Origin of the sequence: Streptomyces sp. NBC_00038 (assembly GCF_026343635.1) — a bacterium.
Classification (GTDB): Bacteria; Actinomycetota; Actinomycetes; order Streptomycetales; family Streptomycetaceae; genus Streptomyces.
Window position 1 is genome coordinate 6914983 of the sequence record NZ_JAPELQ010000001.1, and the last position, 23889, is coordinate 6938871.

Annotated in this window: 20 protein-coding genes and 1 pseudogene; 15 read left to right on the top strand and 6 right to left on the bottom strand. The window is 69.3% G+C overall.

Going from position 1 to position 23889, the window contains the following annotated elements:
• Window positions 1–40 precede the first annotated feature (40 nt).
• The 3 genes from OG219_RS31440 to OG219_RS31450 form a co-directional block, all read right to left on the bottom strand.
• On the bottom strand, window positions 41–1021 hold the full coding sequence (locus tag OG219_RS31440) for an ABC transporter permease (protein ID WP_266832168.1): 981 nt from the start codon (window positions 1019–1021) through the stop codon (window positions 41–43).
• 129 nt (window positions 1022–1150) lie between these two features.
• Window positions 1151–2911, bottom strand: coding sequence for an ABC transporter substrate-binding protein (locus tag OG219_RS31445; RefSeq protein WP_266832170.1), 1761 nt, complete (start codon window positions 2909–2911; stop codon window positions 1151–1153).
• Between the two features lie 79 nt (window positions 2912–2990).
• Complete coding sequence (locus OG219_RS31450) at window positions 2991–4019, bottom strand: ABC transporter permease (RefSeq protein ID WP_266832172.1); 1029 nt, start codon at window positions 4017–4019, stop codon at window positions 2991–2993.
• A 524-nt stretch (window positions 4020–4543) separates the two neighbouring features.
• Between OG219_RS31450 and OG219_RS31455 the strand changes: the two genes are divergently transcribed.
• From OG219_RS31455 to OG219_RS31475, 5 genes are read left to right on the top strand one after another with little or no spacing between them, the layout of a single operon-like run.
• The gene (locus OG219_RS31455) at window positions 4544–6175 is read left to right on the top strand and encodes an ABC transporter substrate-binding protein (protein ID WP_266832174.1); all 1632 of its coding nucleotides are present in this window, start codon (window positions 4544–4546) and stop codon (window positions 6173–6175) included.
• A gap of 55 nt (window positions 6176–6230) precedes the next feature.
• A complete protein-coding gene (locus OG219_RS31460; RefSeq protein ID WP_266832176.1) occupies window positions 6231–7154 on the top strand; it encodes an ABC transporter permease in 924 nt (307 codons plus the stop codon).
• 31 nt (window positions 7155–7185) lie between these two features.
• Window positions 7186–8169, top strand: a complete 984-nt coding sequence (locus OG219_RS31465) for an ABC transporter permease (protein ID WP_266836297.1) — start codon at window positions 7186–7188, stop codon at window positions 8167–8169.
• A 5-nt stretch (window positions 8170–8174) separates the two neighbouring features.
• The gene (locus tag OG219_RS31470; RefSeq protein ID WP_266832178.1) at window positions 8175–9161 is read left to right on the top strand and encodes an ABC transporter ATP-binding protein; all 987 of its coding nucleotides are present in this window, start codon (window positions 8175–8177) and stop codon (window positions 9159–9161) included.
• Complete coding sequence (locus tag OG219_RS31475) at window positions 9142–10236, top strand: ABC transporter ATP-binding protein (RefSeq protein WP_266832180.1); 1095 nt, start codon at window positions 9142–9144, stop codon at window positions 10234–10236. The genes OG219_RS31470 and OG219_RS31475 overlap by 20 nt, the downstream gene beginning before the upstream one ends.
• 148 nt (window positions 10237–10384) lie before the next feature.
• Here OG219_RS31475 and OG219_RS31480 read toward each other — a convergent pair whose 3' ends face one another.
• The gene (locus tag OG219_RS31480; RefSeq protein ID WP_266832182.1) at window positions 10385–12505 is read right to left on the bottom strand and encodes a S9 family peptidase; all 2121 of its coding nucleotides are present in this window, start codon (window positions 12503–12505) and stop codon (window positions 10385–10387) included.
• A 188-nt stretch (window positions 12506–12693) separates the two neighbouring features.
• Between OG219_RS31480 and OG219_RS31485 the strand changes: the two genes are divergently transcribed.
• From OG219_RS31485 to OG219_RS31525, 9 genes are all read left to right on the top strand, one after another.
• The gene (locus OG219_RS31485) at window positions 12694–12888 is read left to right on the top strand and encodes a hypothetical protein (RefSeq protein WP_266832184.1); all 195 of its coding nucleotides are present in this window, start codon (window positions 12694–12696) and stop codon (window positions 12886–12888) included.
• A gap of 28 nt (window positions 12889–12916) precedes the next feature.
• Window positions 12917–13843 (top strand): N-acetyl-1-D-myo-inositol-2-amino-2-deoxy-alpha-D-glucopyranoside deacetylase, encoded by a 927-nt coding sequence (gene mshB, locus OG219_RS31490; protein WP_266832186.1) that lies wholly within the window; start codon window positions 12917–12919, stop codon window positions 13841–13843.
• Window positions 13843–14262 carry a DUF6113 family protein gene (locus OG219_RS31495; protein ID WP_266832189.1) on the top strand — a complete coding sequence of 140 codons (420 nt, stop codon included), beginning with the start codon at window positions 13843–13845 and terminating at the stop codon, window positions 14260–14262. The genes mshB and OG219_RS31495 overlap by 1 nt, the downstream gene beginning before the upstream one ends.
• Before the next feature lie 160 nt (window positions 14263–14422).
• Window positions 14423–16915 (top strand): hypothetical protein, encoded by a 2493-nt coding sequence (locus OG219_RS31500; protein WP_266832191.1) that lies wholly within the window; start codon window positions 14423–14425, stop codon window positions 16913–16915.
• Window positions 16916–17129: 214 nt separating this feature from the next.
• Window positions 17130–17540, top strand: a complete 411-nt coding sequence (locus tag OG219_RS31505) for a hypothetical protein (protein ID WP_266832193.1) — start codon at window positions 17130–17132, stop codon at window positions 17538–17540.
• 110 nt (window positions 17541–17650) lie between these two features.
• The gene (locus tag OG219_RS31510; RefSeq protein WP_266832195.1) at window positions 17651–18586 is read left to right on the top strand and encodes an ABC transporter ATP-binding protein; all 936 of its coding nucleotides are present in this window, start codon (window positions 17651–17653) and stop codon (window positions 18584–18586) included.
• Window positions 18583–19323, top strand: coding sequence for an ABC transporter permease (locus OG219_RS31515; RefSeq protein ID WP_266832197.1), 741 nt, complete (start codon window positions 18583–18585; stop codon window positions 19321–19323). The genes OG219_RS31510 and OG219_RS31515 overlap by 4 nt, the downstream gene beginning before the upstream one ends.
• Complete coding sequence (locus tag OG219_RS31520) at window positions 19320–20504, top strand: sensor histidine kinase (protein WP_266832199.1); 1185 nt, start codon at window positions 19320–19322, stop codon at window positions 20502–20504. Before OG219_RS31515 ends, OG219_RS31520 begins: the two co-directional genes overlap by 4 nt.
• Window positions 20501–21115 (top strand): response regulator transcription factor, encoded by a 615-nt coding sequence (locus tag OG219_RS31525; protein ID WP_266832201.1) that lies wholly within the window; start codon window positions 20501–20503, stop codon window positions 21113–21115. The genes OG219_RS31520 and OG219_RS31525 overlap by 4 nt, the downstream gene beginning before the upstream one ends.
• 107 nt (window positions 21116–21222) lie before the next feature.
• Here OG219_RS31525 and OG219_RS31530 read toward each other — a convergent pair whose 3' ends face one another.
• Both OG219_RS31530 and OG219_RS31535 read right to left on the bottom strand, forming a co-directional pair.
• Entirely contained in the window at window positions 21223–22074 is an 852-nt protein-coding gene (locus OG219_RS31530; RefSeq protein WP_266832203.1) for a transglutaminase-like domain-containing protein, read from the bottom strand.
• Window positions 22075–22343: 269 nt separating this feature from the next.
• A pseudogene (locus tag OG219_RS31535) lies at window positions 22344–23324 on the bottom strand (GNAT family N-acetyltransferase); the annotation flags it as partial.
• A 140-nt stretch (window positions 23325–23464) separates the two neighbouring features.
• Between OG219_RS31535 and fdxA the strand changes: the two are divergent.
• A complete protein-coding gene (fdxA, locus tag OG219_RS31540; RefSeq protein ID WP_019058397.1) occupies window positions 23465–23785 on the top strand; it encodes a ferredoxin in 321 nt (106 codons plus the stop codon).
• Window positions 23786–23889: the final 104 nt, after the last annotated feature.

Below are 23889 nucleotides of genomic sequence, written 5' to 3' on the forward strand. Positions count from 1 at the left end.
CCTGAGGGGGTGATGCGGGGTAGCTGGTGGGGGCGGCGGATCAGGCGAGCCGGATACGCGGGTCGATCAGGGCGTACAGGGCGTCCACGACGATGTTGGCGATGACCACGAAGGACGCGGTGATCACCATGATGCCGAGCAGCATGGGCAGGTCGCTCGTGGTCACCGACTTCACGGCCAGCATGCCGATGCCCTGGAGGCTGAAGGTCTTCTCGGTGATCATCGCGCCGCCGAACAGCACGCCGAGGTCGATGCCGAAGATGGTCACGATCGGTCCCATCGCGCCGCGCCAGGCGAAGCGGAAGAAGACGTTTCTGCTGGCGAGTCCCTTGGCACGGGCGGTGCGGACGTAGTCCTCGCTGAGTTGCTCGACCATTTGGGAGCGTGTCATGCGGGTGTAGTTCGCGGTGAAGATCAGTGCCAGGACCAGCCAGGGAAGCAGCAGTCCGTTGGCCCACGAGGCCGGGTTCTGGCTGAAGTTCGTGTACGAGGGCTGGTCCAGGATGTGCCACTGGTACACGAAGAAGTACAGGGCCAGCGTGCCCACGAAGTAGATCTGCATCGACGAGGCGATCAGCGAGGCGCTGCTGGCGATCTTGTCGGTGGCCTTGCCCTGCTTCACGGCGGCGATCATGCCCATACCGACACCGAAGAGAAGGAACACCACGGACGAGCCGATGGTGAGCGAGATGGTCGTCGGGAACCGGTCCATGATCGTCGAGAGGACTGGCTCACGGCTGACGAACGAGTAGCCCAGGCACGGCGCGTCGCAGTGGCCGAAGGACGCGAAGTCCCGGCCGAGGAAGATGCCCGTCAGCCAGTGCCAGTACTGCACGGGCAGCGGGTCGGTGATCCCCATGTTGTGGCGGATCAACTCGAGCGTCTCCGGGGTGCAGAGCTTGCCGCAGGCCAGCCGGGCCGGGTCGCGCGGCACCGCGTAGAAGAGCATGAACGTGACGGCACTGATGATCACCAGCGTTATCACGGCGCCGAGGATGCGGCGGACGAGGAAGCGAAGCATGGGGAGTGGCTTTCCTGGGATGGGCCGTCGTGCGGAGCGAATGCGGACCGGGAGTGACGAGAGGCCACGGAAGGCGGGGCCGAGGGTGGGGCGGCCGGGGCCGCCCCACCCGTCAGGTGTGGATCAGAACTACTTGACGTACAGCTTGTAGAGCATGCAGCCGTCGAAGTTCGGGTCCATCTTCACGTTGCCGAGCTTGGAACCGTGAAGGTAGATGCGCTTCATGTACACGTCGGGTATGAACGCGCCGGTCTCCGTGACCTGCTTGTCCAGGGCGGCCCACATCTTGTTGGCCGTGTCCTGGTCCGTCTCGGCCGTGGCGGCCTTGATGGCGGCGTCGACCTTCGGGTCCTTGAGGTGCGCGTAGTTCGAGCCACCGTCGGTGATGGTGCTGCTGTCGAACAGCGGCTGGAAGACCGAGTAACCGGTCGGCCAGTCGGCGGACCAGCCACCCCAGTAGACGTCGTACGGGTTGTCGACCTTGCCGATCGCGTCGTACCAGGTGGTGGAGTCGATGCCCTTGGTGACGACGTCGAAGCCGGCGGCCTTCAGGGCGTTCTCGACGACGACCTTGATCTTCGTCTGGGTGTCGTCGATCTGGTACGCGTAGACGATCTTGTAGTTGGCCTTGCCGGCCTTGTCCAGGATCTTCTTCGCGGCCGCCGGGTCGCCCGCAGGGGTCTTGAGCTTGCCCCACACGTCCTGCGACTCGTAGCCGGCCACGAGCGGGCTCATGATGCCGGTGGCGTAGTCGCCGCGGACGCTGCCGCCCTGCAGCTGGCGGATCTGCGCGGTCGGCCAGGCCTTGATGAGGGCCTCGCGGACGGCCAGGTCCTTGACCCGGGTGGTGTTGACCCAGTAGACGCTGACGCCGCTGCCGAGCTCCTCGAAGACGCGGTCCTTGGCCTCCGTCTGAGCCTTCGTGACGCGCTCCTGGGGGATCGTGCGCCAGCTGACGGCGTACTGGTCCTTGCCGGAGTCCGCCAGCAGGCGGTCGATGGCGGTCAGCTGCTCGATGCCGAAGGCGAAGTCGAACTGGTCCGGGTAGGCGTTGCGGATCGGGTCCGTGGCCGCGTCCCAGTGCTCGTTGCGGACGAAGACCATCGACTTGTCGGTGACGTGGGACTTCACCCGGTAAGGACCGTTGGAGTACGGCTTCTTGTCGTAGTTCTCCTTGGTGTCGTGCTTCACCGGGGTGGGAGCGTACGACTGCATCGCGACGACGTAGTTGAAGTCGGGACGCGCCTCGGAGAGGTGGAAGGTGACCGTCTTGCCGCTGGTCACGACCGACTTGAGGTGCTTGCCGCTGTACGGGCCCGAGTACGACTTGCGGTAGTCCTGCGAGCCGGTCAGCCACGACTGGACGTACATGGCGCCCTCGGTGATGAAGCTGGCGAAGGCGCGCTCGATGCCGTGGCGGACGTCGTCGACGGTGACGTCGGAGCCGTCCTCCCACTTGACCCCGTCCTTCAGGGTGAAGGCCCAGGTCTTGCCGCCGTCAGACATGGTGCCCGTGTCGGTGGCGAGGTCGCCGACCAGCATCTGGGAACCGTCGTCGGCGATCTTGTAGCCGGTGAGGGTGCGGGACAGGACGATCGCGGCGAGCGAGTTCCACGCGTAGTAGATGCGCTGCGGGTCGAGGTGCGAGACGTCGTCGTCGTTCAGCAGGTAGACGGTGCCGCCCTTCTTCGCACCGGAAACCTCGGGGGCCGGGCCCGTGGAGTCGGCCTCGGTGCCGATCTTCACCACGGTGGCTTCGGCCTTGGCGGCGTTCTGCTTACCGGTGGTGCCGCCACTGCCGGAGTTGCCGCTGCTGCACGCGGAGAGCACGGAGCTCGACGCGGCCACAACACCGGTGGCGATCAGGAAGTTTCTGCGCGAAAAAGACATCGCATCCTGCCTTGAAGTGAGTGAGATGAGAGAAAGCCGGCACCCGGCGTCGTTGCCGTGGTCCTGAAGAGGGCCGGAGTCAGCGCTTGGTCTTCGGGTCGAGTGCGTCACGCACCGAGTCGCCGAGGAGGTTGAACGCCAGGACGAAGATCACCATCGTCAGACCCGGGAAGAGCAGGTAGGTGATGTCTTCCTGGTAGACCTGGGCGGCGCGCCCGATCATGACGCCCCAGTCGGGCGTCGGGTCCTGGATACCGACACCGAGGAAGGCGAGACCCGCCTCCGTGGTGACCATCAGCGGCAGGTTGAGCGTTGCCTGGATGAGGATCGGCGTCCACAGGTTGGGGAGCAGTTCCTTGAAGATGATGCGGGCCGGCGAAGCGCCCGTGACCTTGGCGGCCTCGACGAACTCCCGCTCGCGCAGGGCCAGTACCTGGCCGCGCAGAAGTCGGGCGATGGAGGCCCAGCCGAAGGCGGTGAGGATGCCGATGAGAGTGGCCACGGTGAGCCAGACCGGCGTGTTCTCGTCGGCCGACACGAACAGCGCGAGCACCACGGGCGTGAAGGCGACGAAGAACAGCTGGGAGGGGAAGGCGAGCAGGATGTCGATGACCCGGCCGATGAACCAGTCCGACTTGCCGCCCAGATAGCCCGCGGTGACACCCACCGCCACACCGATGATCACGACGAGCACCGTGACCGCGGTGGCGATCAGCAGCGAGTTGCGGATGGCGTAGAGCAGGAAGGTGAAGACGTCCCGGCCGAGCCCCGGCTCGATGCCGAACCAGAAGTCGCTGCTCATACCGCCGTTGGGCAGGACGGGATAGCTGTTGTCGGCGAGCAGGCCGGGGAGGTTTATCCCGTATGTCGTGTACGGGTCCTTGCCGTACAGCTTGGCTATGAGCGGGGCGGCTATCGCGATGACGAAGAAGAAGATCACGATGCACGCCGATATGACGCCCGTGCGATCCCGTTTGAAGCGGAGCCATGCGAGCTGTCCCGGGGACCGGCTCTCGTTGGCCTTGGGAGCGGGAGAAGTGATCGACTTCTCGACGCTCTCGTCGGTCACCTCAAGCGGGGCGGCCGCGGAAGGAGTAGGGGGGGTCATGGTGCTCCGTGCCCGTGGGGTCAAGGGCTCCGCAGGGCGCTCCCTACGGGCTACGCCGGACTTTTTCAACGCAATTCATGCAAGGTCAATAAAATCTGGCTCCCCTTGGGTTTCTCTTTACTTTCTTTGCCTGGACTTGACCTCAACGTAACTACGCGTGTAGCGCTCCGTGGCCGATCCGTGTCCAGAAACGGACCAACTGCCCTAATCGGGCAAGGGGTTCGATATGCGGACGCGCAAGTCTCGGAATGCGTACATCTGGTGCACGAAATCCAACGGTTCGGCATCGAACGACGAAGATCCATTGCGTCGGTCATCCGGAGCGTTTGCGTCCGGTCTGCCGACAACTGGAGTGCTGGATTCCGGGGGTGCGTGCATATGGCTGGCACTTCCACTCGGAAGGGTGGACTGAATGTGCGACATGACCTGTATCGCCGGATATTGAGCGCTAAAGGCACAGCGCACCGGAGCCGAGAGCGTTCGACCGGCGCCGGCGGCACAGCGCACTCTTGAGGAGGCACTCCATGCGTGGAGCCACGCACGCCAAATGGGCCGCATGCGCGGCGGCGGTAGCCCTCGCGGCGACCGCCTGCGGAGGCGGGGACAGTGACAGCGGCGGCGGCGACGGCACCGGGGTCGTGAGTTCCTCCTGGGGAGACCCGCAGAACCCGCTGGAACCGGCCAACACCAACGAGGTCCAGGGCGGCAAGGTCCTGGACATGGTCTTCCGCGGGCTCAAGCGCTACAACGCCGAGACCGGCGCCGCCGAGGACATGCTCGCCGAGAAGGTCGAGAGCACGGACTCGCAGAACTTCACGATCACGATCAAGGACGGCTGGAAGTTCAGCAACGGCGAGGCCGTCACCGCGCAGTCCTTCGTCGACGCGTGGAACTACGGGGCCAGCCTGAAGAACAACCAGAAGAACGCGTATTTCTTCGGGTACATCGACGGCTACGACAAGACCCACCCCGAATCGGGGACGCAGAGCGCCGACACCCTCTCCGGGCTGAAGGTCACCGGCACCAACACCTTCACCGTCAAGCTCAACCAGAAGTTCTCGACCTTCCCCGACACCCTCGGCTACGCGGCCTTCTCGCCGCTGCCCAAGGCGTTCTTCGACGACCACGCGAACTGGGTCAAGAAGCCGATCGGCAACGGGCCCTACACCGTGGACTCGTACACGAAGGGCTCGCAGATGTCCCTGCGGAAGTGGGACGGCTACTCCGGCGAGGACAAGGCGCAGAACGGCGGGGTGGACCTCAAGGTCTACACCGACAACAACACCGCCTACACCGACCTCATGGCCGGCAACCTCGACCTCGTCGATGACGTGCCCGCCTCCCAGCTCAAGAACGTGCAGAGCGACCTCGGTGACCGGTACATCAATACTCCGGCCGGCATCATCCAGACGCTGGCTTTCCCGTTCTATGACAAGAACTGGGACAAAGCAGGGATGGAGAAGGTCCGTCAGGGCCTGTCCATGGCGATCAACCGCGAGCAGATCACCGACACGATCTTCCAGAAGACCCGCACCCCGGCCTCCGACTGGACCTCACCGGTGCTCGGGGAGGACGGCGGCTTCAAGGAGGGGCTGTGCGGTGACGCCTGCGAGTACAACGCGAGCGAGGCCAAGAAGCTGATCGAGGAGGGCGGCGGCCTTCCCGGCGGGCAGATCAAGATCTCGTACAACGCGGACACCGGCTCGCACAAGGAGTGGGTCGACGCCGTCTGCAACTCCATCAACAACGCCCTCGGCAACGACAAGGCCTGCGTCGGCAACCCCGTCGGCACCTTCGCCGACTTCCGCGACCAGATCACCTCGGACAAGATGTCGGGCCCCTTCCGGGCCGGCTGGCAGATGGACTACCCGCTGATCCAGAACTTCCTGCAGCCGCTGTACTACACCAACGCCTCCTCCAACGACGGCAAGTGGACCAACGCGGACTTCGACAAGCTCGTCGACCAGGCGAACGCCGAGACCGACCAGGCCAAGGCCGTGAAGCTCTTCCAGCAGGCCGAGGAGGTCCTGCGGGACGACATGGGCGCCATCCCGCTCTGGTACCAGAACGGCAGCGCCGGCTACTCGGACAAGGTCTCCAACGTGGCGCTCAACCAGTTCAGCGTCCCCGTCTACAACGAGATCACCGTCAACTGAGCCGCGCCGGGCGGCCCCACGGACGGGGCCGCCCTCTCCCACCCCCGGAGCCCTCATGGGACGGTACGTAATCCGGCGCCTGTTGCAGATGATCCCGGTCTTCATCGGTGCCACCCTGCTGATCTTCCTGATGGTCAACGTGATGGGCGACCCCATCGCGGGCCTGTGCGGGGACCGGGCGTGCGACCCCGCCACCGCCGCCCAGCTGGAGAAGGAGTTCGGCCTCGACAAGCCGGTGTGGCAGCAATACCTGACCTACATGGGCAATGTCTTCACCGGCGACTTCGGTACCGCCTTCAACGGGCAGCCGGTCACCGAGCTGATGGCGACCGCCTTCCCGGTCACCATCCGGCTGACCATCGTCGCGATCCTCTTCGAGATCGTCATCGGCATCGCGCTGGGCGTCATCACCGGTCTGCGCCGCGGGAAGCCCGTCGACACCGGCGTCCTGCTGGTCACCCTCGTCGTCATCTCGGTGCCCGTCTTCGTCACCGGCCTGGTGCTCCAACTGCTGCTGGGCGTCGAATGGGGCTGGATCAAGCCGTCGGTCTCCTCCGACGCCACCTTCGGCGAACTGATCGTGCCCGGCCTGGTCCTCGCCTCCGTCTCCCTCGCCTATGTGACCCGGCTGACCCGGACCTCCATCGCGGAGAACAAGCGGTCCGACTACGTCCGTACGGCGATCGCCAAGGGCCTGCCCCGGCGCCGGGTGATCACCAAGCACCTGCTGCGGAACTCACTCATCCCCGTGGTCACCTTCATCGGCACGGACGTCGGCGCGCTCATGGGCGGCGCCATCGTCACCGAGCGGATCTTCAACATCCACGGCGTCGGCTTCCAGCTCTACCAGGGGATCCTCCGGCAGAACACGCAGACCGTCGTCGGTTTCGTGACCGTCCTGGTCCTCGTCTTCCTGGTCGCCAACCTGCTCGTCGACCTGCTGTACGCCGTACTCGACCCGAGGATCCGCTATGCCTGAACCCCGTCCGCCGGAGTCACCGGAGCCCTGGATGTCGGGCGGCGGCCGCGCCCCGGAGGACGGCGCGATCGCCGCCACGGGCATGGGCGGCGCCATGGACCTCGCCATGAGCGAGGCGGAGACCGTCGACAAGACACCGGGAGGACCGGAGGGCACCGGGCCGCAGGAGAAGCCCCGGAGCCTGTGGTCCGACGCCTGGCGCGATCTGCGGCGCAACCCCGTCTTCATCATCGCCGGGCTGGTCATCCTCTTCCTGGTGGTCATCTCGCTCTGGCCCTCGCTGATCGCCTCCCAGAACCCCCTCAACTGCGACCTGGCCAAGGCCCAGGAGGGTTCGCAGCCCGGACATCCCTTCGGGTTCGACGGACAGGGCTGCGACGTCTACACGCGCACGGTGTACGGCACGCGCGTCTCGATCTCCGTCGGTGTCTGCGCCACCCTCGGGGTCGCGATCCTCGGGTCGCTGCTCGGCGGGCTCGCCGGCTTCTTCGGCGGGGTGTGGGACTCGTTCCTGTCCCGGGTCACGGACATCTTCTTCGCGATCCCCGTGGTGCTCGGAGGCCTGGTCCTCCTCTCCGTGGTGACCAGCAATACGGTCTGGCCCGTCATCGGGTTCATGGTGCTGCTCGGCTGGCCGCAGCTCTCCCGCATCGCACGCGGCTCCGTCATCACCACCAAGCACAACGACTACGTCCAGGCCGCCCGCGCCCTCGGCGCCTCCAACTCCCGGCTCCTGCTGCGGCACATCGCGCCGAACGCCGTCGCGCCGGTGATCGTCGTGGCGACCATCGCGCTCGGCACGTACATCTCCCTGGAGGCGACCCTCTCCTACCTCGGTGTCGGCCTGAAGCCCCCCACGGTCTCCTGGGGCATCGACATCTCCTCGGCGTCCGCGTACATCCGCCAGGCCCCGCACATGCTCCTGTGGCCCGCCGGAGCCCTCGCGATCACCGTCCTGGCGTTCATCATGCTCGGCGACGCGGTGCGCGACGCCCTCGACCCGAAGCTGAGGTGACGGCCGTGCTGCTCGAAGTGCGCGATCTGCACGTGGAGTTCAGGACCAGGGACGGGGTCGCCAAGGCCGTAAACGGGGTGAACTACAGCGTGGAGGAGGGCGAGACCCTCGCCGTGCTCGGCGAGTCCGGCTCCGGCAAGTCGGTGACCGCGCAGGCCGTCATGGGCATCCTCGACACGCCCCCCGGGAAGATCACCGGCGGCGAAGTCCTCTTCCAGGGCCGGGACCTGCTCAAGCTCAAGGAGGAGGAACGGCGCAAGGTCCGCGGCGCCGAGATGGCGATGATCTTCCAGGACGCGCTGTCGTCCCTCAACCCTGTGCTCTCCGTGGGTGACCAGCTCGGCGAGATGTTCACCGTGCACCGAGGGATGTCCAGGAAGGACGCCAGGGCCAAGGCCATCGAGCTGATGGACCGGGTACGGATCCCGGCCGCCGCCGAACGTGTACGCGACTATCCGCACCAGTTCTCCGGCGGTATGCGTCAGCGCATCATGATCGCCATGGCGCTTGCCCTCGAACCCGCCCTGATCATCGCCGACGAACCGACCACCGCGCTCGACGTCACCGTCCAGGCCCAAGTCATGGACCTGCTCGCCGAGTTGCAGCGCGAGCTCCACATGGGGCTCATCCTCATCACCCACGACCTCGGCGTGGTCGCGGACGTCGCCGACAAGATCGCCGTGATGTACGCGGGCCGGATCGTCGAGTCGGCGCCGGTCCACGACATCTACAAGGCGCCCGCACACCCGTACACCAAGGGCCTGTTGGAGTCGATCCCGCGCCTGGACCAGAAGGGCCAGGAGCTCTACGCCATCAAGGGCCTGCCGCCGAACCTGATGCACATCCCCCCGGGCTGCGCCTTCAACCCGCGCTGCCCGATGGCCCAGGACATCTGCCGGACCGAGGTGCCCCCGCTCGCGGAGGTGGATGAGGACCGCAGGAGCGCCTGCTTCTTCTGGAGGGAGTGCCTCGATGACACAAGCAGCCACTGAGGCGACGCAGGCATCCACCGAAGCGATTCTGGAGGTCAGCGGGCTGGTCAAGCACTACCCGCTGACCCAGGGCATCGTCTTCAGGAAGCAGGTGGGGGCCGTCAAGGCCGTCGACGGCGTCGACTTCCGGCTCGCCCGGGGCGAGACCCTCGGCATCGTCGGCGAGTCCGGCTGCGGCAAGTCGACGGTCGCCAGGATGCTGGTCAACCTGGAGAAGCCGACGGAAGGGACGATCAAGTACAAGGGCGAGGACATCACCAGGATGTCCGGCAAGGCGCTGAAGGCCGTACGGCGCAACATCCAGATGGTCTTCCAGGACCCGTACACCTCGCTCAACCCGCGCATGACCGTCGGCGACATCATCGGTGAGCCGTACGAGATCCATCCCGAGGTCGCGCCGAAGGGCGACCGGCGGCAGAAGGTCCAGGACCTGCTCGACGTGGTCGGACTGAACCCCGAGTACATCAACCGCTACCCGCACCAGTTCTCCGGCGGACAGCGCCAACGCATCGGGATCGCACGGGGGTTGGCACTGCGCCCCGAGATCATCGTGGCGGACGAACCGGTGTCCGCGCTCGACGTCTCGGTGCAGGCGCAGGTGATCAACCTGCTCGACCGACTCCAGGACGAGTTCGATCTGTCGTACGTCTTCATCGCGCACGACCTCTCCATCGTGCGGCACATCTCCGACCGGGTCGGCGTGATGTACCTCGGGCGGATCGTGGAGACCGGCAGGGACGCCGAGATCTACGACCACCCGACGCATCCCTACACGCAGGCCCTGCTCTCCGCCGTGCCCGTCCCCGACCCCGAGGCACGCGAACACCGCGAGCGGATCATCCTCGCCGGGGATGTGCCGTCCCCGGCGAACATCCCGTCCGGATGCCGCTTCCGCACCCGCTGCTGGAAGGCGCAGGCGCGCTGCGCCCTTGAGGTGCCGCTGCTTGCGGTGCCCGCGGAGTTCCGGCTCGTCGAGGGGCCGGCCGCGCACGACTCGGCCTGCCACTTCGCGGAGGAGAAACAGGTGGTCCCCACCGACGAGACGCCGGACGATCACGCGGAGGGGTCGTCATAGCCGTACAAATGTGCACCAATTGCGTTTACAAGCAGGCAACTTAGCGGAAGCGGTACCGATATACGGACGCGTCAGTCTCTACAACGTACGGCCGTGCGGGTGCCGTAAACGGGCCGGGAGCGCCATGTCTCCCGGCCCGTTGCCGTACCTAGGCCGACCCCAGTGAGCGCTTCAGGAAGTCCACCTGGAGCAGCAGCAGGTTCTCCGCGACCTGCTCCTGCGGGGTCATGTGTGTGACGCCGGACAGGGGCAGTACCTCGTGCGGGCGGCCGGCGGCCAGGAGGGCCGAGGACAGGCGCAGGGTGTGGGCCACCACCACGTTGTCGTCGGCGAGGCCGTGCACGATCATCATCGGGCGCGCGGGCTCCGCGGCTGCCACCAGGCCGTTGTCGTCGATCAGTGAGTTCGCGGCGTACACCTCGGGCCGAGTGTTCGGGTCGCCCAGATAGCGCTCGGTGTAGTGGGTGTCGTACAGCCGCTGGTCGGTGACCGGTGCCCCGACGATGCCCGCGTGGAACACGTCCGGGCGGCGCAGCACCGCGAGCCCCGCCAGATATCCGCCGAACGACCAGCCCCGGATGGCGACCCGGGTCAGATCCAGCGGGAAGGTCTCGGCGAGAGCCTGGAGAGCGTCGATCTGGTCCTGGAGGACGATCGCGGCCACGTCGTCCTTGATCGCCTTCTCCCAGGCGGGGGACCGGCCCGGGGTGCCCCGCCCGTCCGCCACGACCACCGCGAAACCCTGGTCAGCGAACCACTGTGAGGTGAGGTGAGCGTTGTGCGCCGCCAGCACCCGGGGGCCGTGCGGGCCGCCGTAGGGGTCCATGAGGACGGGCAGGGGGCCGTCGCCGTCGTAGTCCGTAGGCATAAGCACGGCGCATGGGATTTTCCGTGCGCCCCCCTGTGTGAGGGTCACGCGCGGGGACAAACCCGGATCTTCGGCGTACGAGGTGATCGTCGCCGCCCGCTTCCCTTCGCGCAGCACCTGCACTCGGGAGCCCGGCTGGTCCAGCACCGCCGAGACGAGTACGGTCACGCCCCCGGCGCGTACCGCGGAGTGCACGCCGGGTTCCTGGGAGACGCGCTCCAGGCCGAGCTCGTTGACCCGGTATACATGTACTTCGCCGGTCTCGGGCGCGGCCGCCGCCTCGCCCGCCGACGCCGAGATCAGTACCTCGTCGTCCGATACGTCGAGCACCGCACGCACATGCAACTGCGGTCCTGTGAGCGGGCGTTCACCGAACGCGAGCACCCGTGCGCCGCCCTCGTCGGCGATCCGCACGAGCTGTCCTCCGGGGCTCCAGCACGGCACGCCGGGGAAAAGATCAAGCCATTGTGGATCTTCGTCCGCGTGCACCATCCGGGTCGCCCCGGTGTCCGGATCCACGGCCAGGAACAGCTGACTCCGCTGGTCCCGGGCCTGCACCAGAATCAGCGGCGCACCAGCCGCTGACCAGTGCACATGCGCCAGATACGGGTACCGCGCCCGGTCCCACACGACCTCGGTGCGCACCCCGTCGAGACCGAACACGAAGAGCCGCACATCCGCGTTGGCGCTTCCCGCCACCGGATACGCGACCTGGTGTGGATCGTGTTCAGGTTGTGCGGGATCCGCGATCCACCAGCGGCGTACGGGCGCGTCGTCGGCCCGCGCGACCAGCAGCCGGTCCCCGTCCGGCGACCACCAGAAGCCGCGCGAACGTCCCATCTCCTCGGCCGCGATGAACTCGGCCAATCCATAGGAAACCGTCTCAGCCTCCGGCTCGGCGAGCGCCCGGTCGTCCGCACCCTCGGCGCCGACGACTCGCAGGGCGCCCCCGGCGACGTACGCGACAAGCCGTCCGTCGGGCGAGGGGCGCGGGTCGATCACCGGTCCGGGGACGCGGAGTTCACGTGCCGTGCCCGCCCGCAGCTCGGCCGTGAAAAGCCGCCCTGACAAGGCGAAAGAGGCCAGCTCCACCGCCGTGTCCGTGGCGTAGCCGACGATCCCGGCACCGCCCTCGCGACTGCGCTCGCGGCGGGCCCGCTCCGCCGCCGACAGGCGCTCCGTGGCGCCCCCGAGCAGCGCCTGCGGATCGGCCGCGACGCGCTCCGCGCCGTCCGCCACATCGAGCACCCAGAGCAGATTCGCCCGGTCCGTCCCGGAGCGGGAACGCAGGAACACGACTCGGGAACCGTCGGGGGCCACGGCGAAGGCGCGCGGCGCGCCGAGCGTGAACCGCTGGGTACGCGCGTGCCGTCGGGGGAAGGAGAGGGGCTCGGTCGTCATGCCCCGACCATATTGGCCATGCGCCCCCTTGTGCGGCCGTGCGCCGATCGATGCGCGCGTACGGATAGTTATGATCACTAGCGCTGCGTGGGTATGAACCCGCTGGCTGCTGTATGGATTTACCGACCCCCCATGTCCGACCCCCATACCGGACCCCGAGTCCCTGGGACCTTTGGAGGTGAGCCGCCGTGGCACTCTCGATTTCGGCGGTGGTGCTGCTGGCGATCATCGTCTTCATCCTGGTGAAGAAGTCAGGACTGAAGGCGCCGCACGCCATCGTGTGTGTCCTGCTCGGTTTCTATCTCGCCTCCTCGACGGTCGCTCCCACCATCAGCGAGCTGACCACCAACATCGCGGGCATGATCGGCAGCATTAAATTCTGACCGCCTTCCCACCTCGTAGGGTGGTTCCATGACGGAACTGCCCGACCGGCGTCTGCTCCTGGTGCACGCGCACCCGGACGACGAGTCGATCAACAATGGCGCGACCATGGCCAGGTACGCGGCCGGTGGGGCCCATGTGACGCTGGTGACCTGCACCCTCGGCGAGGAGGGTGAGGTCATCCCGCCCGAGCTCGCGCACCTGGCGCCCGACCGGGAGGGCGGGCTCGGCCCGCACCGGATCGGTGAGCTGGCCGCCGCCATGAAGGAACTGGGCGTCACGGATCACCGCTTCCTCGGCGGCCCCGGGCGCTATCACGACTCCGGGATGATGGGCGTCGAGCAGAACCACCGCCCGGGCGCCTTCTGGTCCGCCGACGTGGACGAAGCCGCCGGACACCTCGTGGAAGTGATCCGAGAGGTACGCCCCCAGGTGCTCGTCACCTATGACCCCGACGGGGGCTATGGGCACCCGGACCACATCCAGGCCCACCGCGTGGCCATGCGCGCCGCCGAGCTGGCCGCACGGCCGGACTTCCGCACCGGTCTCGGCGAACCCTGGGAGATCGCCAAGATCTACTGGAACCGGGTCCCGCGTTCCGTGGCCGAGGCGCAGTTCGCGCGTCTTCGCGAAGCGCTGCCGGAGCTGCCGTACGCGAAGTCGGCCTCCGTCGAGGACGTACCGGGTGTGGTCGACGACTCGGTGATCACCACCGAGATCGACGGAACGGGCCAGGCCGCAGCCAAGGCCGCCGCGATGCGCGCACACGCCACCCAGGTCGAGGTGGCCGAACCCTGGTTCGTGCTGTCCAATGAGCTCGCTCAGCCGCTGTTCACCACGGAGTACTACGAGTTGGTGCGCGGGGAGCGGCCGAAGACGCCTGAGAAGGCGCGTGAGACGGATCTGTTCGCGGGGATCGCGGGGACCGGCCGGCAAGAGCGAGAGGCGGGCGTGTGATGAGTACGACGGGACAGCGGGGGAGTGCGCTCGCTCAGCCGATGACGTCGCCCTCGGGCGGACGGATCGCCGCCTACCTCGGACTTTTCGTGCTCGGCGCCGTGACAGGAGCCGCCGGGGCGCTCATCCAACCCGCCTGGTTCCCGGGCGGGTTGCTGCTCGCACTGGTGGGCGCGGCCGGGCTCTTCCTGGGCGGGGCACAGGCCGTCGGCACCAGAGGCGGGGCCGTCGCGCCCGCCGCGGGCTGGATGGTCGCCGTCGTGCTGCTCACCGCCAGCCGCCCGGAGGGCGACTTCCTCTTCGGTGCGGGATTCGGCTCCTACCTCTTCCTGCTCGGCGGGATGGCTCTGGCTGTGATGTGCGCCACGCTTGGCCGGGGGCGGCAACCTGGTGGCTCCACCGTCCGACTTGGCAAGTGACGTACCACTTCGCCGTATCCGACTGGTGCGGGTCCCGTGGGGGTTTCCTTCGCGGGCGAGGTTTGCGGGCCGGACATGGCCAGTATGGTGGTGCGCGCCGCCGAGCTGCCCGAGATGAGGTCGAGTAAACGGGCGGCGGAGCCAACCGGGAGAACTTGCCTTGAGTCGTGAAACTGACAGTTCGTCCTCCGGGCCCAACGGGCGCGGTGGAGCCGCGTACCCGTCGGGGACGCCGCCGTACGGGACCCCCCAGGTCACCGAAAGTGGTGCCGACGCGGGCCGTTCCGCCGCCGGCGCCCCTCCGGAGGAGCGCAAGACAGAGACCACGCTGACGACGCGGATCCGGATCAACATCCCCGGATCGCGGCCCATCCCGCCCGTCGTGGTGCGCACACCGGTCGCGGACGCCGACGCGTCCGCCGGGGGTGCCGACAGCACCGGCGGCGGAGCGGGCGGTGGCGCGGAGGCGCCGCGTGCCGTGAGTTCGCCCACCGGCGCGCCCGCGGTCATGGAGGCTCCGGCGGGTGCCGCTCCGGCCCCCGCGGCTGCCGCCGCCGAGGAGAAGACGAGCGACTGGTTCGCGCCGCGCAAGTCCGGTGCGCCCAAGGGCGGGCCGGGGGGCGGATCCACCAACGGGGCGGGCCTGCCTGCCGGTTCGGGGCCCGCGGGTTCCGGTCCGGCGGGGCCGCAGGGTTCGGCGGGACCGCAGGGTTCGGCGGGACCGCAGGGTTCGGGTGGCCCGGGCGCCGGAGGCGGCCGCCATGGGGCTCCCGGCGGTGCGCGTCCCGGTGGCGGGAACGGCGGCGGGAACGGAGCCGGTCCCCAGGGCGGTCCCGGTGGCGCCCGGCCCGGCGGGGCGAACGCTCCCCGTCCCGGCGGTACGAACGGTGCCGGGCTGCCCGGTGCCACCGGCGCCGGACCTGTCGCGCCCGGCCACGGCGGCGGCACCGGCTCCTTCGACGTTTCCGGAGCGCTGAGCAGCACGGGATCCTTCCCGTCGGTCGGATCCGGCAACGGGAACGGCGAACCCCGGCGCGACGAGATTCCGTACTTCGCGGACTTCCCGGACGGAGGCCGACGCGGTCCCGGCACCGGCGCCGGTCCCTCGGGGCCGACCGGTGGTCCGGTCACCGGAGACGGTCCACTGGCTCCGCCGATGGGGCCGGGCGTGGCTCCCGGCAGTCTGGCCGCGGGGCCGGGCGGGCCGGGCGGGCCGGGGCGGGGACCTGGCGGTCCCGGAATGGGCCCGGGCGGGCCTGGAGCGGGCCAGGGTGGACCTGGAATGCGTCCGGGCGGGCCTGGCGGGGCGCCGGGCGGGCCCGGCATGGGCCCGGGGTATCCCGGTGGTGGCCCCGGTGGCCCCGGTGGTCCTGGAGGACCCGCGGGTCCCGGAGGCCCGGGAGGTCCCGGAGCGCCGGCCTACCAGGGCGGCCCCGGCAGCACGGGCAGCAACTTCTCCGGTGGTCTCAGTGACGACACCGCGATCCTCACGCCGCAGAAGCCGGCCCCCGACCCGGGCGCCGGTGGCTACGGCGGCGCCGGGGACAACGTCTCCGGACACACCCTGACCAGCGGCATCCCCGTCGTACCTGGCACCCAGAACTCCCCGTTCGGACCGGGCGCACACCCCGACGGTCCGCTGCCGCACACCCCGCCGAAGCTGCCCGAGCCGGTCCAGGAACCCGCGCCCGCGGCCAAGCGGGCCAAGAAGAAGGGCCGCAGCAAGCTGGTCCTCCTGGGCGTCGGCGTGTTCGTCATCGGCGGCGGTGCCTACGGCGCCGGGCTGCTCATGAACCACTCGGACGTGCCCAAGGGCACCACCGTGCTCGGCGTCGACATCGGCGGCGGCACCCGCGACGACGCGGTCAAGAAGCTCGACGACGCCTTCGGGGACCGTACGAACAAGGCCCTCAAGCTGTCGGTCGACGGCGACACGGTCTCGCTCAAGCCGGACCAGGCCGGGCTCCAGCTCGACACCCAGGCCACGGTCCGCGCCGCCGCGGGCAGCGACTACAACCCCGTCTCGGTGATCGGCTCGCTGTTCGGCCAGGAGCGTGTGGTCGAGCCCGAGATGCCCGTCGACGAGGAGAAGCTCAAGGTTGCTCTGGAGAGCGCCGCGGGCGGCTCCGGTTCGGCGAGCGACGGCACGATCAAGTTCCAGTCCGGCAAGGCCGTCGCCGTGTACGGCAAGGCGGGCAAGGGCATCGACGTCGCGTCCTCCACGCAGGCCGTGCAGGACGCGTACCGCGCTCAGGTGGAGACCGGCACGGGCACGGCGGTGAAGGTGGCCACGGCCACCCAGCAGCCGACCGTCACGAACGCCGAGGTCGACCGCGAGATGAAGGCGTTCGCGGAGCCGGCGATGTCGGCCAACGTGACCGTGCAGACGGACGCGGCGCACTCGATCGAGATGAGTCCGCAGAACTCGCTGTGGAAGTTCCTCAAGGTGACGGCCGTCGACGGCAAGCTCGTCGACAAGCCCGACCTGACCGCTCTGAAGGAGCTCTACGGCCAGACCTTCGACGGTGTCCTCATCACCCGGGCCAACGGCGAGAAGACGGCCGTGACACCGCAGGACGTCTACCTCGCCCTGCGCCAGGCGCTGCTGAGCAAGACCGACCGGGTCGCGGTCATCGACACGAACCCGAGTTAGCCGACCCACTTCCAAGAGGGCGCCTGGCCATGACCCCCATGGCCGGGCGCCCTCTTGTCGTACGCCGACACCCGATGGGATCGCGGGGCCACGGTACGGACGGCCGGACCGCCCGAGCGGATCGCCGCCTATGTGCGGGCCGGCGCGGGGCTGTGGGACCTAGGGCCTGTCCGGCGGATCATGCCGGAGACGCGCGGCGGGGCAGCAGGGCGAGTTGGCGGCCGCCGAGGAGGCCGTACGGTCCGCGGTGAGCCCGCTGAAGGTGCTCGCGCTGTCGGCCGCCGGCGTCGAGCAGGTGCACCTCGCGCGGCCTCGGGCGTGGCCGGAGCTGCGTCATCTCGCCGACCTGGGCGTCGAGTTGACCGACCCCGGGGCGGGAGGCGTGAACTGGTCCACCACCGACTGGGAGCACGCCGCCGCGCTCGCGCCGGACCTGGTCCTCGCCGACAGCCGTGGAAACGCCTTCCCGGCACGGGAGTTGGACTCCGTCCCCGGCCGGCGCGCCCTGACCGCGACCGCCACCGCGGGGCCCTGGAATCCCGAACTGCCGTGCAGCGGCGCGGCCTGCGCGGCCTTCCTGCACTCGGTCGCGGACGCGCTGGAGGTGCTGCGCGCCAAGCGGTGAGCGGCGATCAGTGAGGGGCGTACGGCGGGTACGGGTATGACATCTGTCATCCGCGAATGACGACACGGGGCACTGCCGAGGACGGGGCCCGCGTCGCCACGATGGATCGCATGACAACGACAGCGGCGATCCCAGGGGCGACCACCACCTCGGCGGTCGCGTTCGAATCGGTGACCAAGAGCTACGGCGGCGTCCGGGCCGTGGACGGGCTGACGCTGGAGCTGCACCCGGGCGAGACCGTCGCCCTCCTCGGCCCCAACGGCGCGGGCAAGTCGACCACGCTGGACCTGCTCCTCGGACTCAAGCGCCCCGACAGCGGCGTGGTCCGGGTGTTCGGGGCCGGCCCGCGCGAAGCCATCGTCGACGGCCGGGTCGGGGCCATGCTGCAGAGCGGCGGGCTGATGGACGAGGTCACCGTCGGCGAACTGGTGAGGCTCGCGTGCGATCTGCACCCGAAGCCCTTCCGCGTGACCGACGTGCTGGCCCGCGCGGGCATCTCCCCGATCGCCGACCGCAAGGTCAACAAGCTCTCCGGCGGCCAGGCACAGCGCGTGCGCTTCGCCCTCGCCACCGCCGGTGACAGCGACCTGATCGTGCTCGACGAGCCCACCACCGGCATGGACGTCTCCGCCCGCCAGGCCTTCTGGTCCACCATGCGAGAGCAGGCCGACCAGGGGCGTACGGTCCTGTTCGCCACGCACTACCTCGAAGAGGCCGACGCCATAGCCGACCGGGTACTGGTCCTGCACCGGGGACGCCTGCTGGCCGACGGCACCGCCGCCGAGATCAAGGCGAAGGCGGGCGCACGACGGATCGCCTTCGACCTGGAGGGTCCGATCGACGAGTCCGCCCTGCGCGCCCTTCCCTTCCTGACCTCGGCCGACGTATCGGGCCACACGGTCCGCATCCAGTCCACCGACGCCGACGCGACCGTCCACGCGCTGTACGGGCTCGGCGTCTACCCCCGCAACCTCGAAGTCGCCGGACTCGGTCTCGAGCAGGCCTTCGTCGCCATCACGGCCGCAGAGGAGGCGAAGCAGAAGTGAACAGCCTGATCAAGCTGGAGATCACCCGCGCCCTGCGCAACCGCAAGTTCCTGTTCTTCTCCGTGATCTACCCCTCGGCCCTGTTCCTGCTGATCGCGGGCAGCGCCGACAGCACGACCATGGTGGACGGCACCGGGCTCACCCTGCCGACCTTCTACATGGTCTCCATGGCCTCCTTCGGCGCCCTGACCGCCGTCCTGATGGGCAACAGCGAGCGCATCGCGAAGGAGCGGGAGAGCGGCTGGGTACGGCAGTTGCGGCTCACCCCGCTGCCGGGCCGCGGCTATGTGCTCGCGAAGACGGCGAGCGCGGCCGTCATCAGCCTGCCCTCGATCGTGATCGTCTTCATCGTCGCGGCGGCCGTGAAGGACGTACGCCTCGACGCCTGGCAGTGGGCCGTCCTCACCCTGGCGATCTGGGCCGGCAGCCTGGTCTTCGCCGCGCTCGGCGTCGCCATCGGCTACCTCGCCAGCGGGGACGCGGTCCGCCCGATCACGATGATCGTCTACTTCGGCCTGTCGATGCTCGGCGGTCTGTGGCTGCCGAGCACCACCTTCCCCGACTGGCTGCAGAGCATCGCGAAGTGGCTGCCCACGCACGCGTACGCTGCCCTGGGGCAGTCGATCGAACTGGGCGACGTCCCGCACGCGCAGGACCTAGCCATCCTCGCCGTCTCCTTCGTCCTGTTCGCGGGAGGCGCGGCCTGGCTGTACCGGAAGGACACGCTGAAGGCGTGAGCGGCGTCGGCATCGGGCAGCGCCCGGAGAACCGCAAGCAGAAGCTGGTCAAGTCCCTGTGGACCGGCATCTGGCTCGTCTATCTGAGCGCGCCCGTCAGCGACCTGCTGCACGGCGGTCACAGCACCGGCGTGCAGATCCTCGGCTGGCTCGGCCTGGTCGCCTTCGTCGGCTGGTACATGATCCTGCTCTTCCGCACCGGCCGCGGCGAGACCAACGCCCTGGTGCTCGGCTCTCTCGCGGTCCTCGCCGCCCAGTCCACCATCCTGTCCCTCACTCTCGGCCGGGAATGGCTCGTCCTCTTCGTGTACGTCTCGATCGCGTCCGGCGCGGCGCTCCCGATGCGGTTGGCGCGCTGGACCATCCCGGCCGCCTCCGTGCTGCTGACGGCGGTGGCCCTGGCCGTCCCGGACGGCACGACGTACCTGGCGGGGCTCCTCATCCCGGCGTTCCTCGGCGGATTCGCCATGACCGGCGTACGCGAACTCGTGCGGACGACCATCGCACTGCGCGAGGCCCGCGCCACCGTCGCACAGCTCGCCGCGAACGAGGAGCGGCTGCGGCTGGCACGTGACCTGCACGACCTCCTGGGACATTCCCTGTCACTGATCACGCTCAAGAGCGAGCTCGCCGGGCGCATGCTCCCCGACCACCCCGATAAGGCGGCCCAGCAGGTCGCCGACATCGAGAACGTCAGCCGCCAGGCCCTCGTCGACGTACGGGAGGCGGTCACCGGCTACCGGCGGCCCCGGCTGGCCGGTGAACTCGCGGGCACGCGCGTCGCGTTGACGGCGGCGGACGTCATCGCGGACCTGCCGGACGAGCCGGACCTCACCGGGGTCCCCGAGGAGAGCGAGTCCGCGCTGGCTTGGGCGCTGCGCGAGGCCGTCACCAATGTCGTACGGCACAGCGGGGCCCGACGCTGCGTGGTGGGGCTCGTACGCCGCCAGACGCTGGACGGGCCCGTACTCGAACTGTCCGTGGAGGACAACGGGTCCGGCGGCTCGGGCGGTGGCCCCGGCAACGGTCTGGCCGGGCTGGCCGAACGCCTGGAGAAGGCGGGCGGATCCTTGGAGGCGGGGCGGGCGCGGAACGGATTCCGGCTGGTCGCGCGGGTACCGGTGAGTGATGTGGGCGACGCGGCCGACCGGCCCGCAGGACCCGTAGGATCCGGGGCATGAGCCGCACGATCAAGGTCCTGCTCGCCGAGGACCAGTCGATGGTCCGCGAGGCGCTGGCCGCGCTCCTTGGCCTTGAGCCTGACATCGACGTCGTCGCCCAAGTGGCCCGCGGGGACGAGGTGTTGGCCGCCGCGCGTGAGCACGACGTGGACGTGGCGCTCCTCGACATCGAGATGCCGGGCCGGACGGGCATCGAGGCGGCAGCCGAACTCCACAGGGAGATCCCCGGCCTCAAGCTCGTCATCCTCACGACCTTCGGCCGCCCCGGCTATCTCCGCAGCGCCATGGAGTCCGGCGCCGACGCCTTCCTCGTCAAGGACGCTCCGGCCGCCCAACTCGCCGAAGCCGTACGGAAGGTACTCGCCGGCGAACGGGTCATCGACCCCACCCTGGCCGCCGCCGCCCTCGCCGAGGGCGCCAACCCGCTGACCGACCGCGAACGCGAGGTGCTGCGCGCGGCGGCCGACGGCTCCACCAATGCCGAACTGGCCAAAACCCTCCACCTCTCCCAGGGCACCGTCCGCAACTACCTCTCCACAGCCATCCAAAAACTGACGGCACGAAACAGAGCGGAGGCGGTACGGATCGCGAGGGAGAAGGGCTGGCTGTGAACGCCGGGTTGGGGGAGCGCCCCAAAGGGGCGCGGGGAACTGCGCGACCAGCCACGACGAGTCAGCAGTCGCACGACGGCACAAGCCCCCATGGCGATCGGGCGAACTCAGTTGAGCATGGCCCGCGCGGCATGCGCCTGCCGCCGCACACGCTCCGCGGCCGCCTCATCAACGGCGACCACCACATCCGCATAAGCGTCGAGCTCAATCGCCCCGCCGAGGAAGTCGCCGCGCTGCACGAGCAGCTGAGCGCGCTCGTACCGCAGCCGCGCAGGATGCGAAGGCAGCAGCAGCGCCAGCTCCACGGCCCACAGGGAGACATCGGACCGCTCGGGCCGGGCGGCAGCCCACGCCCGGATGTTGTTCAGGATGCGCATGACGACGTCGAGCGGATCGGCGGGCGAGAGCATCGCCGGGTCGAGCGGCGCCCCCGTCGCCCCCGCGACGAGCAGTTCGGCGTCGGAGCCGGTGAGTACACGGCCCCCGTCGAAGGGATCGGCGAGGACCTGCTGCTCCGGGGGCCCGAAGCCGACCACGAAATGCCCGGGCAGCGCGACCCCGTACACGGGCGCGCCCGCTCTGCGCGCGACCTCCATCCACACCACGGAGAGCAGGATGGGCAGCCCGCGCCGCCGCCGCAGCACCTCGTGCAGCAACGAGGACCGGAGCCGCTGGTAGTCCCCGGGCGAGCCCCGGAACTCGCAGCGCCCGCCGAGGAGTTCACCGATCGCGGCCGCCCAGGACCGAGGCCCGCCGGGCCGGAAGGGCAACAGCCCCGCCAGCCGGTCGAGCTCGATCTGCGCCGCGTCCATCCCGGCCTCGTCGAGGTCGCCGTCCGCCGCCGCCCCCACCAGCAGACACAGCACCGCCAGATCGGGCCGCTCGGCCCGCGCCTCGTCACCGAACCGCCGCCGCACCTCGGCGGCCCGCTCCGGCTCCGGAGGATGAGGGGGACGCATAGCAGCCTCGTGCCCGTTCACGACGATCGATACCGGTCGCTGCCGGGTACTTGTGGCGTTTGCCGGGATTGCTCGCTGCTCGGCGCTGGGGTCGGCTGGGACGAGGTGCTGCTCGGTGCCGGTGTTTGTCGGGACGGGGCGTGGCTCGGTTCTGCTGTCTGCCGGGACGGCGTGCTGCCCGGTGCTGGTGTCTGACGGGACAGGTCGTCGCTGGGCACCGGTGTCTGACGGGACCCGTCGTTGTCGGACGCGTGTGGCGTCCGCGCCCACCGGTAGTGGTGGTACGCGTGATGCGCCCCGAACCCCATCCGCCCGTACAGCGCCCGCGCCCCCGCGTTGTCCGCCTCCACCTGGAGCCAGCCCGCCGAGGCGCCCTCGTCCAGGGCCCGCCGGGCCAGCGCTGCCATCACGGTCGTCGCGAGCCCCTGGCGGCGGTACGCCGGGTCGACCTCGACGGCGGCGAAACCGGCCCACCGCCCGTCCACCACGCACCGCCCGATCGCGGCCGGAGCCTCACCCCCGGCACCGGGCACGGTTGCGAACCACACCGAGGGCCCGCTCCCCAGCACCTTCAGGGCCACCTCGCTCACCCCCTTGCGCTGGTACCGGCCCAGCCACGCTGCATCCGCCTCCCGCGACAGCACGACCCCGGGAGCCTCCCGGTCACCGACCGGCGCGAGTGCCCCGATCCACAGCTCGGCCGTCACCTCACGCGCCCACCCGCGCGCCTCCAGCTCCGCGCACAGCAGCTCCTGCGTGCCCTCGGCCCCGGTGGCGGTCTGGACGTACGCGGGCAGATCACGGGCGGCGTACCAGCCCCGTACGTACGTCAGCGCCTCGTCCAGCGGCAGTCCGGGATCACCGAGCGGCAGCACGGAGTTGGCGCGCCGGGTGAACCCGGAGGCCGCCCGCAGCTCCCAGTCACCGAGCCGCTCGCTCTCCACCGGCCGCCAGGCCCGCGCGGCGACTCGCGCCAGCTCCTCGTACGAGGCCGCCGGGCCCCGCCGCCGAGCCGGAGCGGACGGCACGACCTTGCCCGCGACCAGCGAGGATTCCGAAATCCGGACACGTTCGCCGGTCCGCCGTGTGATCGTCAACACACCGTCGTCCCATGATGTGAGAACACCCACCGTGTCAGTGAATTTCTCCCCGTCGGCGGCATCCTCGTACAAGCGCCGAACGGAGACACGTTTGCCCACGTCAGCAGCGGTGATGCGGACCTCGAGACGGCCAAACGCAGAGATTTCCACAGGTCTGTTCACCCCTCCTGTTCGGATCAGGACCAAGAACGGAGATACTAGGTGCGGGCATCGACGACGCCGCGCTCCCGCGCGCCAGGCGGCGGAGCCTACGGAGGCCCGCCAGCGCCCTATCGAGGAGGAACGACAGCGTGACCTACGTCATCGCGCAGCCTTGTGTCGACGTCAAGGACAAGGCGTGCATCGAGGAGTGCCCGGTCGACTGCATCTACGAGGGCTCCCGGTCCTTGTACATCCACCCGGACGAATGCGTCGACTGTGGAGCCTGTGAGCCGGTGTGCCCGGTCGAGGCGATCTTCTACGAGGACGACACTCCCGAAGAGTGGAAGGACTACTACAAGGCGAACGTCGAGTTCTTCGACGAGCTCGGCTCGCCCGGCGGCGCCAGCAAGCTCGGTCTGATCGAGCGCGACCATCCCTTCGTCGCAGCGCTCCCGCCGCAGAACCAGTAAGCGGCACGGCATACGCGCCGCCTCGGTCCCGTACGGCCTGATCGCCTTGATCGCCGTACGGGACCGAGGCGTTTGCCGTACCGGTGAGCGTGGCGAGTACAGCG

Excerpts from the sequence above, each read along its gene's own strand:
- OG219_RS31440 (WP_266832168.1), bottom strand. The coding sequence starts at position 1,021 with ATGCTTCGCTTCCTCGTCCGCCGCATCCTCGGCGCCGTGATAACGCTG.
- OG219_RS31445 (WP_266832170.1), bottom strand. The coding sequence starts at position 2,911 with ATGTCTTTTTCGCGCAGAAACTTCCTGATCGCCACCGGTGTTGTGGCC.
- OG219_RS31450 (WP_266832172.1), bottom strand. The coding sequence starts at position 4,019 with ATGACCCCCCCTACTCCTTCCGCGGCCGCCCCGCTTGAGGTGACCGAC.
- OG219_RS31455 (WP_266832174.1), top strand. The coding sequence starts at position 4,544 with ATGCGTGGAGCCACGCACGCCAAATGGGCCGCATGCGCGGCGGCGGTA.
- OG219_RS31460 (WP_266832176.1), top strand. The coding sequence starts at position 6,231 with ATGGGACGGTACGTAATCCGGCGCCTGTTGCAGATGATCCCGGTCTTC.
- OG219_RS31465 (WP_266836297.1), top strand. The coding sequence starts at position 7,186 with ATGTCGGGCGGCGGCCGCGCCCCGGAGGACGGCGCGATCGCCGCCACG.
- OG219_RS31475 (WP_266832180.1), top strand. The coding sequence starts at position 9,142 with ATGACACAAGCAGCCACTGAGGCGACGCAGGCATCCACCGAAGCGATT.
- OG219_RS31480 (WP_266832182.1), bottom strand. The coding sequence starts at position 12,505 with ATGACGACCGAGCCCCTCTCCTTCCCCCGACGGCACGCGCGTACCCAG.
- mshB (WP_266832186.1), top strand. The coding sequence starts at position 12,917 with ATGACGGAACTGCCCGACCGGCGTCTGCTCCTGGTGCACGCGCACCCG.
- OG219_RS31495 (WP_266832189.1), top strand. The coding sequence starts at position 13,843 with ATGAGTACGACGGGACAGCGGGGGAGTGCGCTCGCTCAGCCGATGACG.
- OG219_RS31510 (WP_266832195.1), top strand. The coding sequence starts at position 17,651 with ATGACAACGACAGCGGCGATCCCAGGGGCGACCACCACCTCGGCGGTC.
- OG219_RS31525 (WP_266832201.1), top strand. The coding sequence starts at position 20,501 with ATGAGCCGCACGATCAAGGTCCTGCTCGCCGAGGACCAGTCGATGGTC.
- OG219_RS31530 (WP_266832203.1), bottom strand. The coding sequence starts at position 22,074 with ATGCGTCCCCCTCATCCTCCGGAGCCGGAGCGGGCCGCCGAGGTGCGG.